This window comes from Kitasatospora sp. NPDC001309, from assembly GCF_042896295.1.
GTDB lineage: Bacteria > Actinomycetota > Actinomycetes > Streptomycetales > Streptomycetaceae > Kitasatospora.
In genome coordinates this window covers 1-14,884 of sequence record NZ_JBIAXC010000064.1, presented here as the reverse complement: position 1 = coordinate 14,884, position 14,884 = coordinate 1, and the positions used below count along the sequence as shown (strand labels likewise).

General features: G+C 73.0%; 14 protein-coding genes and 1 rRNA gene. 4 read left to right on the top strand and 11 right to left on the bottom strand.

What is annotated here, in order from left to right:
- Positions 1 to 7 precede the first annotated feature (7 nt).
- Positions 8 to 811, bottom strand: a complete 804-nt coding sequence (locus tag ACFY2K_RS39335; RefSeq protein WP_387717445.1) for a RimK family alpha-L-glutamate ligase — start codon at positions 809 to 811, stop codon at positions 8 to 10.
- A 107-nt stretch (positions 812 to 918) separates the two neighbouring features.
- A complete protein-coding gene (locus ACFY2K_RS39330; protein ID WP_380531743.1) occupies positions 919 to 1,812 on the bottom strand; it encodes a RimK family alpha-L-glutamate ligase in 894 nt (297 codons plus the stop codon).
- A 184-nt stretch (positions 1,813 to 1,996) separates the two neighbouring features.
- Between ACFY2K_RS39330 and ACFY2K_RS39325 the strand changes: the two genes are divergently transcribed.
- Complete coding sequence (locus ACFY2K_RS39325; protein ID WP_387717443.1) at positions 1,997 to 2,869, top strand: GNAT family N-acetyltransferase; 873 nt, start codon at positions 1,997 to 1,999, stop codon at positions 2,867 to 2,869.
- Positions 2,870 to 2,928: 59 nt separating this feature from the next.
- Here ACFY2K_RS39325 and ACFY2K_RS39320 read toward each other — a convergent pair whose 3' ends face one another.
- Together ACFY2K_RS39320 and ACFY2K_RS39315 are read right to left on the bottom strand one after the other, a co-directional pair.
- A complete protein-coding gene (locus tag ACFY2K_RS39320) occupies positions 2,929 to 3,357 on the bottom strand; it encodes a fic family toxin-antitoxin system, toxin component (RefSeq protein WP_375893049.1) in 429 nt (142 codons plus the stop codon).
- A complete protein-coding gene (locus ACFY2K_RS39315) occupies positions 3,354 to 3,590 on the bottom strand; it encodes a toxin-antitoxin system HicB family antitoxin (protein ID WP_270146936.1) in 237 nt (78 codons plus the stop codon). The genes ACFY2K_RS39320 and ACFY2K_RS39315 overlap by 4 nt, the downstream gene beginning before the upstream one ends.
- A 375-nt stretch (positions 3,591 to 3,965) precedes the next feature.
- On the opposite strand from ACFY2K_RS39315, the gene ACFY2K_RS39310 reads away from it, so the two are divergent.
- Entirely contained in the window at positions 3,966 to 4,160 is a 195-nt protein-coding gene (locus tag ACFY2K_RS39310) for a hypothetical protein (RefSeq protein WP_375893047.1), read from the top strand.
- A gap of 141 nt (positions 4,161 to 4,301) precedes the next feature.
- Here ACFY2K_RS39310 and ACFY2K_RS39305 read toward each other — a convergent pair whose 3' ends face one another.
- Both ACFY2K_RS39305 and ACFY2K_RS39300 read right to left on the bottom strand, forming a co-directional pair.
- The gene (locus ACFY2K_RS39305) at positions 4,302 to 5,654 is read right to left on the bottom strand and encodes a class I SAM-dependent RNA methyltransferase (protein ID WP_387717463.1); all 1,353 of its coding nucleotides are present in this window, start codon (positions 5,652 to 5,654) and stop codon (positions 4,302 to 4,304) included.
- 374 nt (positions 5,655 to 6,028) lie between these two features.
- Entirely contained in the window at positions 6,029 to 8,110 is a 2,082-nt protein-coding gene (locus ACFY2K_RS39300; RefSeq protein ID WP_375893046.1) for an APC family permease, read from the bottom strand.
- Positions 8,111 to 8,351: 241 nt separating this feature from the next.
- Between ACFY2K_RS39300 and ACFY2K_RS39295 the strand changes: the two genes are divergently transcribed.
- Together ACFY2K_RS39295 and ACFY2K_RS39290 are read left to right on the top strand one after the other, a co-directional pair.
- Positions 8,352 to 9,020: a potassium channel family protein gene (locus ACFY2K_RS39295; protein WP_375893044.1), complete on the top strand. Its 669-nt coding sequence runs from the start codon at positions 8,352 to 8,354 to the stop codon at positions 9,018 to 9,020.
- Positions 9,020 to 9,691 carry a potassium channel family protein gene (locus ACFY2K_RS39290; protein ID WP_375893042.1) on the top strand — a complete coding sequence of 224 codons (672 nt, stop codon included), beginning with the start codon at positions 9,020 to 9,022 and terminating at the stop codon, positions 9,689 to 9,691. The genes ACFY2K_RS39295 and ACFY2K_RS39290 overlap by 1 nt, the downstream gene beginning before the upstream one ends.
- 161 nt (positions 9,692 to 9,852) lie before the next feature.
- On the opposite strand, the gene ACFY2K_RS39285 is transcribed toward ACFY2K_RS39290, so the two are convergent.
- The 5 genes from ACFY2K_RS39285 to rrf all read right to left on the bottom strand — a co-directional run.
- Complete coding sequence (locus ACFY2K_RS39285) at positions 9,853 to 10,680, bottom strand: DUF3159 domain-containing protein (protein ID WP_375897301.1); 828 nt, start codon at positions 10,678 to 10,680, stop codon at positions 9,853 to 9,855.
- Between the two features lie 2 nt (positions 10,681 to 10,682).
- On the bottom strand, positions 10,683 to 11,090 hold the full coding sequence (locus tag ACFY2K_RS39280; protein WP_360245819.1) for an OB-fold nucleic acid binding domain-containing protein: 408 nt from the start codon (positions 11,088 to 11,090) through the stop codon (positions 10,683 to 10,685).
- 86 nt (positions 11,091 to 11,176) lie between these two features.
- Positions 11,177 to 11,857 carry a response regulator gene (locus ACFY2K_RS39275; protein ID WP_033351413.1) on the bottom strand — a complete coding sequence of 227 codons (681 nt, stop codon included), beginning with the start codon at positions 11,855 to 11,857 and terminating at the stop codon, positions 11,177 to 11,179.
- Between the two features lie 79 nt (positions 11,858 to 11,936).
- The gene (locus tag ACFY2K_RS39270; protein WP_380532863.1) at positions 11,937 to 14,537 is read right to left on the bottom strand and encodes an ATP-binding protein; all 2,601 of its coding nucleotides are present in this window, start codon (positions 14,535 to 14,537) and stop codon (positions 11,937 to 11,939) included.
- Positions 14,538 to 14,800: 263 nt separating this feature from the next.
- Positions 14,801 to 14,884: ribosomal RNA gene (gene rrf, locus ACFY2K_RS39265) — 5S ribosomal RNA — on the bottom strand; the annotation flags it as partial.

Below are 14,884 nucleotides of genomic sequence, written 5' to 3'. Positions count from 1 at the left end.
ACCCGACCTACACCGGAACCCGCCCCCGCTCCGCCGCCACCCGCAGGGCGAGCCCCGCGAGCGCCTCCGGCGCCCCGGCCCGCCCGCGCGCGCCGGGGAAGGCGTTGACGTCGACGATCACCGGCTCGTCGGCCCCGTCCAGCAGGTCGACCCCGTACACCTCCAGCCCGAACACCTCGCCCACCCGCAGGGCGAGCGCGGCCCGCCGGGCGGACGGCTCCCACTCCTGCGCCGCCCCCACCCCGTCATCGCCGACGGAGAGTTCGGACCGCCGCCGAGCCGCGAAGACCTGCCCGTCGACCACCCAGAGCTTCTGGTCCCAGCCACTGCTCCGGAGGTACGGCTGGGTGACGACCTCCTCGTGCGGCCAACGTTCAGCGAGTTCCCGCAGCCGTTCCGCGCCGTCGACCAGCGCGACCAGGTCGTGGCGCCGGCTGTGCCGGCTCTTCACCACGAACGGGTACACCTGGTCGGCGAGTTCGCCCAGCGGGCCGGCCGTGACCGTCGCCGCGAACGGCAGTCCGGCGCCCCGGGCGAGCGAGGCCATCCGCACCCTGTCCTGGCAAAGCCCGGTCGCCGCGGCCGAGTTGACCACCGCGGCCCCGAGCCGCTCCAACTCCCCGGCCAGCGCCAGCGCTTGCGGCGTGCGTGCCTTGAGCAGGTAGACATCGGCGAGCACCCCCCGCGGAACACCGCCGTCGAGCGGGACGGCCTCCACCCGGCAGCCGCGCCGCTCCAGCACTCCGGCGGCCGCCGCGAGCAGCGGGTGCCCCGGGTTGCCCGTGATCAGCCCGACCCTCAACTCGCCCATCGGTCCACCCCTCGACCCGCCCCTCGACCAGCCCTTCAACTCACCCCTCAACCCGCCCTTCAACTCATCCCTCAATTCGCCCCTCAACTCGCCCTCCGGTCCGGCCCTCACCGCAGCCCACCGTCCACCAGTCCGACCCGGCCGTACTCCTCGCCACCGGCCGGAACCAGCGCGGGCACCGACACGGCCGTACCGCTGCGCGCGAGCCGCAGCACCGCCCGGGCGACCCGCTCCACCGCGTCGGGCACCTGCCGGAAGCTCGGGAAGTCGTTGACGTCCACCACCACCGGCCCGTCCGGCCCGAGCAGCACGTCGACGCCGTACAGGTCGAGGCCGAACACCTCGCCGACCTGCGCGGCTATCCGTGCGACGCTCGCGGGCAGCGGTACCGGCCGCTCGCGCACGCCCTGCCCCGGGTGCAGCGGCGATTCCCGTTCGGTCGCGAAGAGCTCGCCGTCGACGCAGTACACCTTGAGGTCCGTGCCGTTGTTGGGCACGTACGGCTGCGCGATCAGCAGCCCCTCCCCGGCGAGTTCGGGGCCGAGGCCGATCAGGTCGTCGGGTCCGGCCACCAGCCGTACGCCCCGACCGGAGCTGCCGTCCGCAGGTTTGACGACCAGCGGGTACTCGGCGGCCGGGATCTCGGCGAGCCGCTCCCAGCGGGCTGCGGCGTAGGTGACCGGGGTGGGCAGGCCGCGGGTGCGGGCGATCACCGAGGCGAGCGCCTTGTCCCGGACGCCGCGGATCGAGCGGACGTCGTTGACGGTGGTGAGGCCGACCGCGGCGGCCGCCTCCAGCAGGGTGAGCCCTGGGCCACCGGATACGGTCTTGAGCACCCAGGCGTCGTGGCTGCCGGCCCGGACCGCCTCGGAGATCGCCAGCAGCGAGTCGCCGGGGCGCAGCACGTCCACCCGGTGCCCCCAGGAGGTGAGTTGACGCGCGACGTCCAGCGGCATGCCGTCCCGCCGGTAGTGCTCCTCCACCAGAAAGCAGAGCCTCATGGGCCTGACTTCCCCCTTGCCTCGCCGAGTGCGGATGTCCGCCGTCCCCCTCGGCAGAGCTGTGAAGGCATCAGCTTGCCCGGCGTACACGCACAAGATCGCCGCGAGCGGGTAAGCGTTCGGCAACAATCGAACGCCGGTCCGCCGCACAAACCGGTGGCGCTCCACTCCGGCCCCTGCTTGGATGCACGCCGTGACTTCTGCTGATCATGTTCCGGACCCCGCCCTGCTCGACGGCATCGAGCGTTACTACGACGCCGTGCCCCGCAGCGCCGCCACCGCGGAGGACTTCGGCCCGCTGACCCTCTTCGTCCGCCGCGGCGAGACCGGCTGGCACTACTACGCCCGCCCGACCCCCGGCCACGGCGGCCCGGCCGCCACCGCCGAGGACGTCCGACGGGTGCTGGAGCGGCAGCGGGAGCTGGGCCTGCCGGAGGCCTTCGAGTGGGTGGCCGAGCAGAACCCCGAGCTGCGCGCGGCGGTGGAGGCGGCCGGCCTGGCGGTGCACGAGCACCCGCTGCTGGTGCTCGGCCCGCAGGACGGGACGGCCCCGGCGCCGGCGCTCCCGGAGCGGGTGGAGGTGCGGGTGCTGGCCGCGGACGCTCCCGAGCTGGCCGACGCGGTGGCCGTCCCGCACGTGGCTTTCGGCGCCCCGGGCACCGCCACCGGCGGCGCGGGCGCGGCCGAACTGGCCGTGAGCGCCGCGACGTTGACGTCCGAGGGCGGGGTGGCGCGGATCGCGCAGCGGATCACCGACGGGGTCAGCGTGCTGGCGGCCGCGTTGGAGGGCGGCGACGTGCTCTGCGCGGGCCAGCACAACCCGGTGGGCTCGGTCACCGAGGTGGTCGGGGTCGGGACGCTGCCCTCCGCCCGGCGCCGCGGGCTGGCCCTGGCGGTCACCGCGGCCCTGGTGGCGCACGCCCGCGCCAACGGCGTGCGGACGGTGTTCCTGTCCGCCGCCGACGAGGACGTCGCCCGGATCTACCGCCGGGCCGGCTTCCGCCCGTTCGCGACGGCCCTCATCGCGGAGCCCGTCGCCGCGGACCCTCAGGCCTAGACCGGCGCGGCACCAGCCCAGGCACCCGCCCAGGCACCGGCACCGGACGGGGACGCGGCTCAGTCGTCGTCCTCGTCCTCCTCCTCCGCCCCCGTGACGCCCTCCCCCTCGGCCTCGTCGACCACCCAGGCCGACAGCCGTTCGGCGACCCCGGACACCCCCAGCCGCCCTTCCCGGATGGCCCGGGAGAGGCTGCGCACCTCGCGGGCGGTGGTGGCGACGGTGCAGCCGCTGGCGACGAGGTAGGCGTAGGCGACGGCGGTCGCGAAGAGCTCGTTGGTCTTCTCCAGGGCCGGCACCCGGATCAGCTGGTGCATCAACGCGGCCGCGCGGTCCTGGGGTTCGGGGTAGACGGAGATGTCGAAGATCTCGGCCTGGTGCCGGGTGACGGCCGCGAGCAGCGAGCCGTAGTCGGTGACCTGCGGGTCACCGGGCGTGTACTGCTCGGCGGTCATGAGCAGCCACGAGAGGTCGACCTCCAGTTTCAACGGCGCACGTCCTGGAGCTCGCCCGACTCCCCGAACTCGGCGAGGAACGCCGTCTCGTACTCCTTCATGAACTGTGCGGCGGCGTCGATGAAGGCCCGTCCCGATTCACCCATGTCCTGCTGGACCAGGCGTTCGATGTACTGGTTCATGCTGATCCCCTGCTGCTCCGCCCGTTCCCGGGCCATCTCCGCGGTCGTGGCGTCCACTCGGACGTTCAGCTGCTTCTTGCCCATGCCGTTCAAGCTAGCGCTGAAGTGCTAGCACAACAAGGGCGCACGCACACCGCCCGCACACCTGCCGCACGCCCCCACGCAACCCCTCCGTCACCGAAGCGCCAACCGAAGCGCCACCCGGACCACCGACCGAACCACCGACCGAACCGCCCGGCGGACGCCGCCGAGCCGCTCACCCATCCGCTCCCTACCCCGTCACGCCCTCCGCCACCCGGCCCCGTCCGTGCCCGCCCCCGAGAGACCCCGCCCCCGCACGGGCCCGGCACGGACCCCCGCCCCGACCGGGCCTGACTTGAAGAGTCCTGCACCATCCGGGACTCTGAACTCTCCTGAGCGTTCCCCGAGCGGCACCGACCGGTTTTGTGGAGGCCGGCAATGACAGCCATGTTCGACCAGGAGCTGCGCGAGCAGCTCGCCCAGGCCCGGCAGGACCTCGCGGCGGCCCGGGCCGAAGGGGACGCCGACGGCGTCCAGGCGTACGAGGGCCGGATCGCCTCGCTCCTACGGCTCGCCGCCCAGCACGGCATCGACCTCCCGCACAGCGCCGACGAAGAGGAGCACAACGAGTAGCGCGCGCCCCGCACGCAGGCGCGGAAGCAGCCGCCGCAGCAGCCCTGGAAGCACCACCCGCCCGCCCCGCCCAACGCCGAGGAGGCGGCACCCCGTGACGCACGGGGTGCCGCCTCCTCGGCCGTTACAGCAGGCTCGGACTCAGGCCCCGGCCGGCTCCAGGATGGCCACGCACTCGAAGTGGTGGGTCATCGGGAACAGGTCGAAGGCCCGCAGCGAGACCGGCCGGTAGCCGCCCTCGCGGAAGAACTCGAGGTCCCGGGCGAGCGCCGCCGGGTCGCAGGCGACGTACGCGATCCGGCGGGCCTCCAGGCCGACCAGGTGCGCGACGGTCTCGCGTCCGGCGCCGGCCCGCGGCGGGTCCAGCACGATCAGGTCGGTGGCGGTGATGCCGGTGCGCGGCAGCAGCGTCTCGACCCGGTCACACTCGATCCGCACGTTGTCCAGCGCGGCCAGGTTGTGCCGGGCGTCGACGACGGCCTGCTTGGCCGACTCGATGCCGAGCACCGCGCCGTCCTCGCCGACCCGGTCGGCCAGCGCGCCGGCGAACAGGCCGACGCCGCAGTACAGGTCGAGCGCGCTCTCGCCCCACTGCGGGTCCAGACCGTCCAGCACCGCGTCGACCAGGGTGTCCGGCGCCTCCGGGTGGATCTGCCAGAAGCCGCCGTTGCTGATCCGCCAGGTGCGCCCGGCGGCCCGCTCGCGGACGAAGCCGCGCCCGTGGACCTTGTGCGCGTCGCCCTGGTCGTCGATCCGGGCGATCGACACCGGCTTGTCCAGCTCGACCAGCGGCAGCTGGGCGCCGTCGCGCGGGGTCAGCACCACCTGGCGGTCCGAGGAGCCGCTCGCGGCGATCGCCTCGACGCTCGCCACCCCCGGCCAGTCCCGGGACTCGATGCCGAGCTCGGTGACGCCCTCGGCGGCGATCAGGCAGCGGTCGATCACCTGGACGTCGTGCGAGCGGTGCTTGCGCAGACCGACCTTGTCGCTCTCCGCGTCCACCGTGTACTGCACCCGGGTGCGCCAGGCCGACACCTGCCCGGGCGGCAGCTTGCCGCCGACCGGCTCGACGCTGCCGTCCCAGCCGGCCTCGGCCGGGGTCAGCCCGGCGAGCTTCGCCAGCTGCTCGGTCAGCACCGCGGCCTTGAGCTTGCGCTGCCCGCCGGGGGTGACGTGCTGCCAGTCGCAGCCACCGCACTTGCCCGGACCGGCGAACGGGCAGGGGGCCTCGATCCGGTCCTTGGCGGGCTCCAGCACCTCCACGGCGTCCGCGCGCAGGAAGCGCGAGGTGGTGGTGCCCTCGGTCACCTGCGCGACCACCTTCTCGCCGGGCAGCGCGTGCCGGACGAACAGCACCCGCCCCTCGTGCCGGGCCACGCAGTGCCCGCCGCCGTGCGCGACCGGGCCGACCTCGACCTCGTAGCGCTCGCCGACCAGCGGGTCCCCGGACGGGGCCTGCGCCCGCTGCGGTCGCGGCGCGGCCGCGCCGCGCAGCGCCTTCGGCGGCCGCACCGCCTGCTTGCGCGGCGCCTTCCGGGCGGCCCCGTCCGCGCCCTTCCCGTCCTGGGCGCCCTTCCCGTCGCGGGCCGGCTTCTCACCCCGGGCGCCCTTCCCGTCGCGGGCGGGCTTCTCACCCCGGGCGGGCTTCTCGCCCTGGGCCGGCTTGGCGGCCCGCACGGGCTTCTCCTCCGGGGCCTCCCCCGGCACGACCGGCGCGGTGCGCGCCGTCAGCCCCTCACGGTCGGTGGCTTCCGGCCGGTGCGGCTTGCCCCAGCGCGGCCGGGCCACCTGCCCGGGCTGGGAGCCGCCCCGACGGGCGCCCTTGCCCTTGCCGGAGGCGCCGGAGGAGCGGGGCGGAGTGTTGCGCGTCACTGGGAGGAGTCCTTGCTGCGGTCGGGAGTGGCACCGGTGTCGGCACCGGTACGGGCGGAATCCTTCGACTTTACGGCCTTCGGCGCCCTCGGCTCGCCACGACGGACGGATCCGGGCGCCGACCAGGCCTTCTGCGGCCTGCGCCGCTCCGAGGACTCCAGCTGCCACGGCACCGAGGTGACCATCACCCCGGGCTTGAACAGCAGCCGCCCCTTGAGCCGCAGCGCGCTCTGGTTGTGCAGCAGGTGCTCGTACCAGTGGCCGACCACGTACTCCGGGATGTAGACCGCGACCACGTCCCGCGGGCTGCTGCGCCGCAGGTTCTTCACGTAGTCCAGGACCGGCCCGGTGATCTCGCGGTACGGCGAGTCCAGCACCTTGAGCGGCACCTCGATGCCGCGCTCGTCCCACTCCCGCCGCAGCGCCGCCGTGTCCGCCGGGTCGACGTTGACGGTGACGGCCTCCAGGGTGTGGGCGTGGGCCAGCCGGGCGTACGCGAGGGCGCGCAGCGCGGGCTTGTGCAGCTTGGAGACCAGCACGATGGCGTGCACCCGGGTGGGCAGCACCACGTCGTCCGGCTCCTCGGCCGCGATGAGCTCCGCGGAGACCCGGTCGTAGTGGCGCCGGATCCCCTTCATCATCACGAACAGCACCGCCATCGCGGCGATCGCGATCCAGGCGTGGCCGATCTTGGTGACCAGGACGACGATCAGCACGGCCATCGTCATCACCAGGCCGAAGCCGTTGATCGCCCGGCTGCGCTGCATGTGGCGCCGCTTCGCCGGATCGGTCTCGGTGCGCAGCAGCCGGGTCCAGTGCCGGATCATGCCGGACTGGCTCATGTTGAAGGAGACGAAGACGCCGACGATGTAGAGCTGGATCAGCCGGGTCGGGTCCGCGTCGAAGGCGATGATCAGCAGGATGGCGGCGATGGCCAGCAGGATGATGCCGTTGGAGAAGGCCAGCCGGTCGCCGCGGGTGTGCAGCTGGCGGGGCAGGTAGCGGTCCTGGGCGAGGATCGAGCCGAGCACCGGGAAGCCGTTGAAGGCGGTGTTGGCGGCCAGCACCAGGATCAGGCCGGTGACGGCGGCGACGAAGTAGAAGCCGGGCGTGAAGTTGTTGAAGACGGCCTCGCTGATCTGCGCCAGCGCGGTCTTCTGGTGGTAGTCGGGGCCGGAGCCGACCAGCTGCTCGGCCGGGTTCTCGGCCATCTGCACGCCGGTGAGCCGGGCCAGCCAGATGATGCCCATGAACATCACCACGGCGATGCTCGCCATCATCAGCAGCGTGGTGGCCGCGTTCTTGCTCTTCGGCTTGCGGAAGGCGGGCACGCCGTTGGAGATCGCCTCCACGCCGGTGAGCGCGGCGCAGCCGGAGGAGAAGGACTTGAGCAGCAGGAAGACCAGCGCGATCCCGCCGAGCGAGTCGTTGCCGGGGATGGCGGCGAGGTGGAAGCCGGAGCTCTCGGCGGGCATGGACTGGCCGAGCACGAAGTGCCGGAAGACCCCGTAGCCGACCATGCCGATCACGCCCGCCATGAAGGCGTAGGTGGGCACCGCGAAGGCGGAGCCGGATTCGCGCACCCCTCGCAGGTTCATGCCCATCAGCACCACGACCACGACCACCGAGACGATCATCTCGTGGCCGCGCAGCGCCGGGACGGCGGAGACCACGTTGGCGACGCCGGAGGTGGTGGACACGGCGACGGTGAGCACGTAGTCGACCATCAGGGCCGCGGCGACGACCAGTCCGGCCGCCGGGCCGTGGTTGACGGTCGCCACCTCGTAGTCGCCGCCCCCGCTGGGGTAGGCGTGCACGTTCTGCCGGTAGGAGGCGACGACGGCGAGCATCACGACCGCCACCACGAGGCCGATCTGCCAGGAGAAGTGGATCGCCGAGACGCCCGCGATGGAGAGCGTGAGCAGGATCTCCTCAGGGGCGTACGCGACCGAGGAGAGCGCGTCCGAGGCGAAGACGGGCAGCGCGATCCGCTTGGGGAGGAGCGTCTCCCCCAACTTGTCACTGCGCAGGGCGCGCCCGATCAGAAGGCGTTTCGGAAGGTCAGTCGGCATAGGCACGTTAAGGAATCGTAGGGGTATCCCGACGCGGCTTGCGCCGTTTATCCCCCCCTTCGTCGCGACTGTGTTCGGTGGACCGGCTAGCGTGTCGGATACGAGTCGGTGGGCAACACTCTGGTTGTCGAGCGGAGTCCGGCCGACGCCCCACGAGAACCCTCGCCCCGGAACGTCCGGGCGGGAAAGGGAGATGAACGGTGTTTGCGCAGGTCAAGACCCCTTCGGGACGGGTGAGGTAGCGCCGGTGCACATCGTCATCATGGGCTGCGGCCGCGTGGGCTCGGCCCTCGCGAGAACGCTGGAGAAACAGGGCCACTCGGTGGCCGTGGTCGACCAGGATCCGACCGCATTCCGCCGGCTGGGCGCCGGGTTCAACGGGCGCCGGGTGACCGGGGTCGGTTTCGACCAGGACACCCTGCGCGAGGCGGGCATCGAGGAGGCCGGCGCCTTCGCCGCCGTCTCCAGCGGCGACAACTCCAACATCATCGCTGCCCGGGTCGCCCGGGAGACCTTCGGCGTCGAGAACGTCGCGGCCCGGATCTACGACCCCCGCCGCGCCGAGGTGTACCAGCGCCTGGGCATCCCGACCGTGGCGACGGTCCGCTGGACCGCCGACCAGATGCTGCGCCGACTGCTGCCGAGCGGCGCCGAGCCGCTGTGGCAGGACCCGAGCGGCAGTGTGCAGCTGGCCGAGGTCGCGTACCACCCGGACTGGGTGGGGCAGCGGATCGGCCGCCTGGAGGAGGCGTCCGGCGCCCGGGTGTCGTTCGTCACCCGGCTCGGCGAAGGGATGCTCCCCTCGCCGCAGATGGTGGTGCAGGAGGGCGACCTGGTGCACGTGATGCTGCGCCGGGCCGACCTGACGGCGGTCGAGGCCGCGTTCGCGCAGGGGCCGAAGGAGGAGGGTCACTGATGCGGGTCGCCATTGCCGGGGCCGGTGCCGTGGGTCGCTCTATCGCGGGCGAGCTGCTGGAGAACGGTCACGAGGTCCTTCTGATCGACAAGAACCCGAACGCCATCTCGGTGGAGCGGGTGCCCATGGCGGAGTGGCTGCTGGCCGACGCCTGCGAGATCACCTCGCTGGACGAGGCGGCGCTGCAGCGCTGCCACGTGGTGATCGCCGCGACCGGTGACGACAAGGTCAACCTGGTCGTCTCGCTGCTCGCCAAGACCGAGTACGCGGTGCCGCGGGTGGTCGCCCGGGTGAACAACCCGAAGAACGAGTGGCTCTTCAACGAGTCCTGGGGCGTGGACGTGGCCGTCTCCACCCCGCGCCTGATGTCCGCGCTGGTCGAGGAGGCCGTCAGCGTCGGCGACCTGGTCCGCCTGATGCGGTTCAGCCAGGGCAACGCCAACCTGGTCGAGCTGACCCTGGCCGGCGAGGCCGAGCTGGTCGGCACCCGGGTGGGCGACGTCACCTGGCCGCCGGACACCGCGCTGGTGAGCATCATCCGCGAGGGCCGGGTGCTGGTGCCGGCCAAGGACGACACCCTGGAGGGCGGCGACGAGCTGCTCTTCGTGGCCGCGCAGGAGCGCGAGGAGGAGCTGGAGCAGCTGCTGTCGGCGACCTCCGGCGCCCAGTAGGCAGGCGCACGGCGAACGCGCCGCAGCGGACGCCCAGCGGCGAACGCGAGTACGGCCGAGGGCCCGCATCCCCGTCAGGGGGTGCGGGCCCTCGGCCGTACGGTGCGCAGGTGCGCCGTGCAGTGCGGTGCGTTCGCCGTGCGGGCGACCGGCGGGAGCGGCTACTTGGCCGACTCCTCCTCCTCGTCGTCGACCGGCGCCTTGATCGGCGGCGGCGCCTTGAGCAGGATCTGCCAGGTGACGTACATCGCCAGCAGCAGCGGCGGGATGCCGAGGGCGACCTTCAACCAGCCGAGCAGGTTGACGTTGTGGGTGAAGTACAGCGGGAAGAGGATCACCGGCTTGAGGCCCATGATCACCACCCAGGCCCAGGTCGCCTTGGTGTAGGCGGCGAGCCGGCCCGGGTTCTCCTTGCGCCAGGTGAACATCTCGCCGGTGATCGGGCCGAGCATCACCCCGATCATCGGCCAGCGCACCACGGCGGAGACCGCGAGGGCGGTGCAGTAGCCGACGCTCCAGAGCAGGCCGGGCAGGTAGAAGTCCTCGGCCTTGCCGCTCTTCATCGCGATCCAGGCGCCGAGGGCGACGCCGAACACGCCGCTGAAGGCGTGCTGGATGGTCTCCCGCCGGGCCAGCCGCGCCACCACGAACAGGGCGCTGAGCCCGAGCGCGGCCCAGGCGGCGGCGCTGACCTGGTGGGTGAGGTTGTAGGTGACGATGAAGACCAGGCCGGGCAGCGTCATGTCGATCATGCCGCGCACGCCGCCGAAGGCCTGCAGGATCGTGTCGGCGGCCTCCTTGGAGGCGGCCTTGCGGGCGGCCTCGGCGGCCGCCGGGTCGAGGGGCCGCTCGGCGGCCGGCGCGGTGCCTTCGATCGACTTGGCCAGTCCGTCCGCGGCCTCGGCGGCGGCGGCGTCCTGCCAGGCCGCCACGTCGGCGGCGTCCAGGTCGATCCGGGCAGTGGCGTCTCCGCCGGGGTGGTTGCTCACGCTCATTCGCTCCCGTGTCCGACCGGACGCAGTTCGTAGCGGGGGTTGAACAGCACGCGGCGCCCGCGTGCGTGACTGATCCGGCCGCTGGCGACGAGCCGACGGCCCGGTTCTATGCCCGCGATCGAGCGACGCCCCAGCCAGACGACCTCCAACGCCTCGGTGCCGTCGAAGAGCTCGGCCTCCAGGGCCGGCACCCCGGCCCGCGGTCGGAGCGTCACCGTGCGCAGCGTGCCCGCGACGGTGACCAGCTGCCGGTCGGCGCAGCCGGCGATCGGCGTGCAGCCGGACTCGGCGGCGATCTCCTGGCGCAGGTCCTCGGCGTCCAGTTCCTCGGCCGAGGTGGTCAGCCGACTGAGCATGCGGCGGAACCGCCCCGGCGGCTGGCCACTGCTGTTGTCACCACTCATGTCGGCAGGGTACCGGTTTCGGTGCCCCCGGCGGCAGGCGTCGCCCCCGCCGGGAGGCTGCCGAGGGGCCGCCGGGGAGCCGCCGGTCAGCTCTCGAAGCGGTAGCCCATGCCCGGTTCGGTGATGAAGTGGCGCGGGTGCGAAGGGTCGCGTTCCAGCTTGCGGCGCAGCTGGGCGAGGTAGACCCGCAGGTAGTTGGTCTCGGTGCGGTAGGCCGGGCCCCACACCTCCTGGAGCAGCTGGGTCTGGCTGACCAGCCGCCCGGCGTTGCGGACCAGGACCTCCAGGAGGTGCCATTCGGTGGGCGTGAGGCGTACGTCGGTGCCGTCCCGGTTGACCTTCTTGGCGGCGAGGTCGACGGTGAAGCTCTCGGTGACGACCAGCGAGTCGTCCTCCCCGGCGACCGGCTCGGCCCGGCGCACGGCGGCCCGCATCCGGGCGAGCAGTTCGTCCATCCCGAAGGGCTTGGTCACGTAGTCGTCGGCGCCGGCGTCCAGGGCCTCGACCTTCTCGTCGGAGGCGTGCCGGGCCGACAGCACGATGATCGGCACCCGGGTCCAGCCGCGCAGGCCGCGGATCACCTCGACGCCGTCCATGTCGGGCAGGCCCAGGTCGAGGACGACGACGTCGGGATGGCGGGCGGCGGCGAGTTCCAGCGCGCTCGCCCCGTCATGGGCCGCGTCGACCTCGTACTTGCGGGCCTTGAGGTTGATCACCAGTGCGCGGACGATCTGCGGTTCGTCGTCCACGACGAGGACCCGGGTCATTTACGGACTCCGCCTTTCGGGCTGTCGGATCTTACGGACTGTTGTCTCGGCTGTGCGTGCGGCGCGGTTCCGCCGGGTCTCAGGTGATCAGTTCGGAGAGCGGGTCGTGGCCCTCGCCGCCCGGCGTGTCCGGGCCGGGCCGCTCCGGCGGCCGTTCCGCGGCGGGCAGGCTGACGACCATGGTGAGGCCGCCGCCGGGGGTGTCCTCGGCGGTGACGGTACCGTCCATGGCCTCGACGAACCCGCGCGCCACCGCGAGGCCGAGGCCGACCCCGGCGCCGCGCGGCGCGTCCCCGTAGCGCTGGAAGGGGGCGAAGATCCGCTCCTTGGCGTCCTCGGGGACGCCCGGTCCGCGGTCCACGATCCGCAGCTCGACCCGGCCCGGCCGGCCCGGCGGTTGCAGGGCGTCGGCCTTGACCAGCACCTTGACGCCCTCCGGGCTGTACTTGACGGCGTTCTCGACCAGGTTGGCCAGCGAGCGCTCCAGCAGTCCGCCGTCGGCACGGATCATCGGCAGCGTCTCCGGCACGTCCAGGCGCACCGACTCCGGCGGGACTCCGCCGAGCGCGTAGGGCACCACCTCGTCCAGGTCGGTCTCCTGGATCAGCGGGGTGACGGTGCCGGTCTGGAGCCGGCTCATGTCCAGCAGGTTGTTGATCAGGTGGTCGAGGCGGTCGGCCCCGGCCTCGATGCCGGCCAGCAGTTCGGCCTCGTCCTCCGGGTCCCACTGCACGTCGGCCGAGCGCAGCGAGGTCACCGAGGCCTTGATGCCCGCCAGCGGGGTGCGCAGGTCGTGCGAGACGGCGGCCAGCAGGGCGGTGCGGATCCGGTTGCCCTCGGCCTCGCGGCGGGCCGCGGCGGCCTCCCTGGCCAGCCGGCGGCGCTCCAGCACCACGGCGGCCTGGGCGGCGAACGCGCCCAGCAGGCGGCGGTCGGTCCCGGGCAGCACCCGGCCGCGCAGCACCAGGGCCAGGCTCTCCCCGACCGGGACGTCCACGTCGGCCTCCTCCGGGCGCCCGGGCGGGCGCGGCCCTGCGGTGGCGACCGGCACCCAGCCGCCGGTCGGCTCCGGGCGCTCCAGCAGCGCGGCGCTCTCCTGCCCGAAGGTCTCCCGGACCTGCTCCATCAGCGCGGTCAGCACGCCGTCCCCGTTGGGGGCGCCGCGCAGCACCGTGCCGGCCAGCGCGCTGAGCGTCTGCGCCTCGGCCTGGGCGCGGGCCGCCTGGTGGGTGCGCCGGGCCGCCAGGTCCACCACGGAGGCGACCGAGCAGCCGACGATGGTGAATATCGCCACCGCCATGATGTTCTGTGGCTCGTTGATCGAGAAGGTGTGCAGCGGCGGGGTGAAGTAGAAGTTCAGCACCGAGGAGCCGACCAGCGCCGAGCCGATGGACGGCAGCAGCCCGCCGACCAGCGCCGCGCACACCGTCAGCGACAGGAACAGCAGCATGTCGGTGGACAGGCCCAGCCCGCCGATGGTGGTCAGTACCAGCGCCAGCACCGGCGGGCCGACCAGCCCGACCAGCCAGCCGGCGACGGTCCTGGTCCGGCCCAGGTCGGTGACCCGCCGCACGGGTATCTTGTTGCGCCGCCCGTGCCCGGCGTGCTCGTGGGTGACCATGTGGACGTCGATGTCCCCGGCCTTCTGGGTGACCAGGGTGCCGACGCCGGGCCCGTACAGGTACTGCCAGCCGGGGCGGCGGCTGGTGCCCAGCACGATCTGGGTGGCGTTCACCCCCCGGGCGAAGTCCAGCAGCCCCCCGGCCGGGTCGTCGCCGAGCACGTTGTGGAAGGAGCCGCCGAGGCTCTCCACCAGCGCGCGCTGCTCGATCAACGTCTGCGGGGAGCCGGTGCCGGCCAGCCCGTCGGACCGGGAGATGTGGACGGCCAGCAGCTCGCCGCCGGAGACCCGGGCCGCGATCCGGGCGGCCCGGCGGATCAGCGTCGCCCCCTCGGGACCGCCGGTCAGGCCGACCACGATCCGCTCCCGGGCCTGCCAGGTGCCGACGATCCCCTGCTCGGCGCGGTACTTCTGCAGGTACTCGTCGACCCGGTCCGCGGTCCACAGCAGCGCCAGCTCGCGCAGCGCGGTCAGGTTGCCCGGCCGGAAGTAGTTGGCGAGCGCGGCGTCGATCTTCTCCGGCATGTAGACGTTGCCGTGCGCCAGCCGCCGCCGCAGAGCCTGCGGGGACATGTCCACCAGCTCGATCTGGTCCGCCCGGCGGACCACCTCGTCCGGGACGGTCTCGCGCTGGCGCACCCCGGTGATGCCCTCGACGGCGTCGCCGAGCGACTCCAGGTGCTGGACGTTCACGGTGGAGATCACGTCGATCCCGGCCGCGAGCAGCTCCTCGACGTCCTGCCAGCGCTTCTCGTTGCGGCAGCCGGGCACGTTGGTGTGGGCCAGCTCGTCCACCAGCGCCACCTCCGGGCGGCGGGCCAGCACGGCGTCCAGGTCCATCTCGGAGAACCGGGCGCCCCGGTGCACCACCTGCTGCCGGAGCACGACCTCCAGCCCGGCCACCAGGTCCGCGGTCCGTCGCCGGCCGTGGTCCTCCACGAACGCCACCACGACGTCCGTGCCACGCTCCTGCCGCCGGTGTGCCTCGGCGAGCATGGCGTACGTCTTGCCGACCCCGGGGGCCGCCCCGAGGTAGATGCGCAGCCTGCCTCGTCCCATGAGCACCATTCTTGATCCGGCTCTGCCCGGGAGCCACCCCCGGACACCTGTTCCCCCTGCCTTCGAGACTACGGCGTGGGCGGCGGTATTCCGCTGATCAGTCCACTGATCATGCGGTTTTAGCGGCATATTGACGGAGGAGCAGCCACTCGGCGGGGGTCGGTCGAGGGCCTCCCGGGGCAGCCCCGTCCGCTTTCCGCCGGTTGTCCCGGAAATGCGAAAAGGCCCACCCGGTCACCCGGGCGGGCCTTCTCTGAATGATTGTTCGGCGGCGTCCTACTCTCCCACAGGGTCCCCCCTGCAGTACCATCGGCGCTGTGAGGCTTAGCTTCCGGGTTCGGAATGTA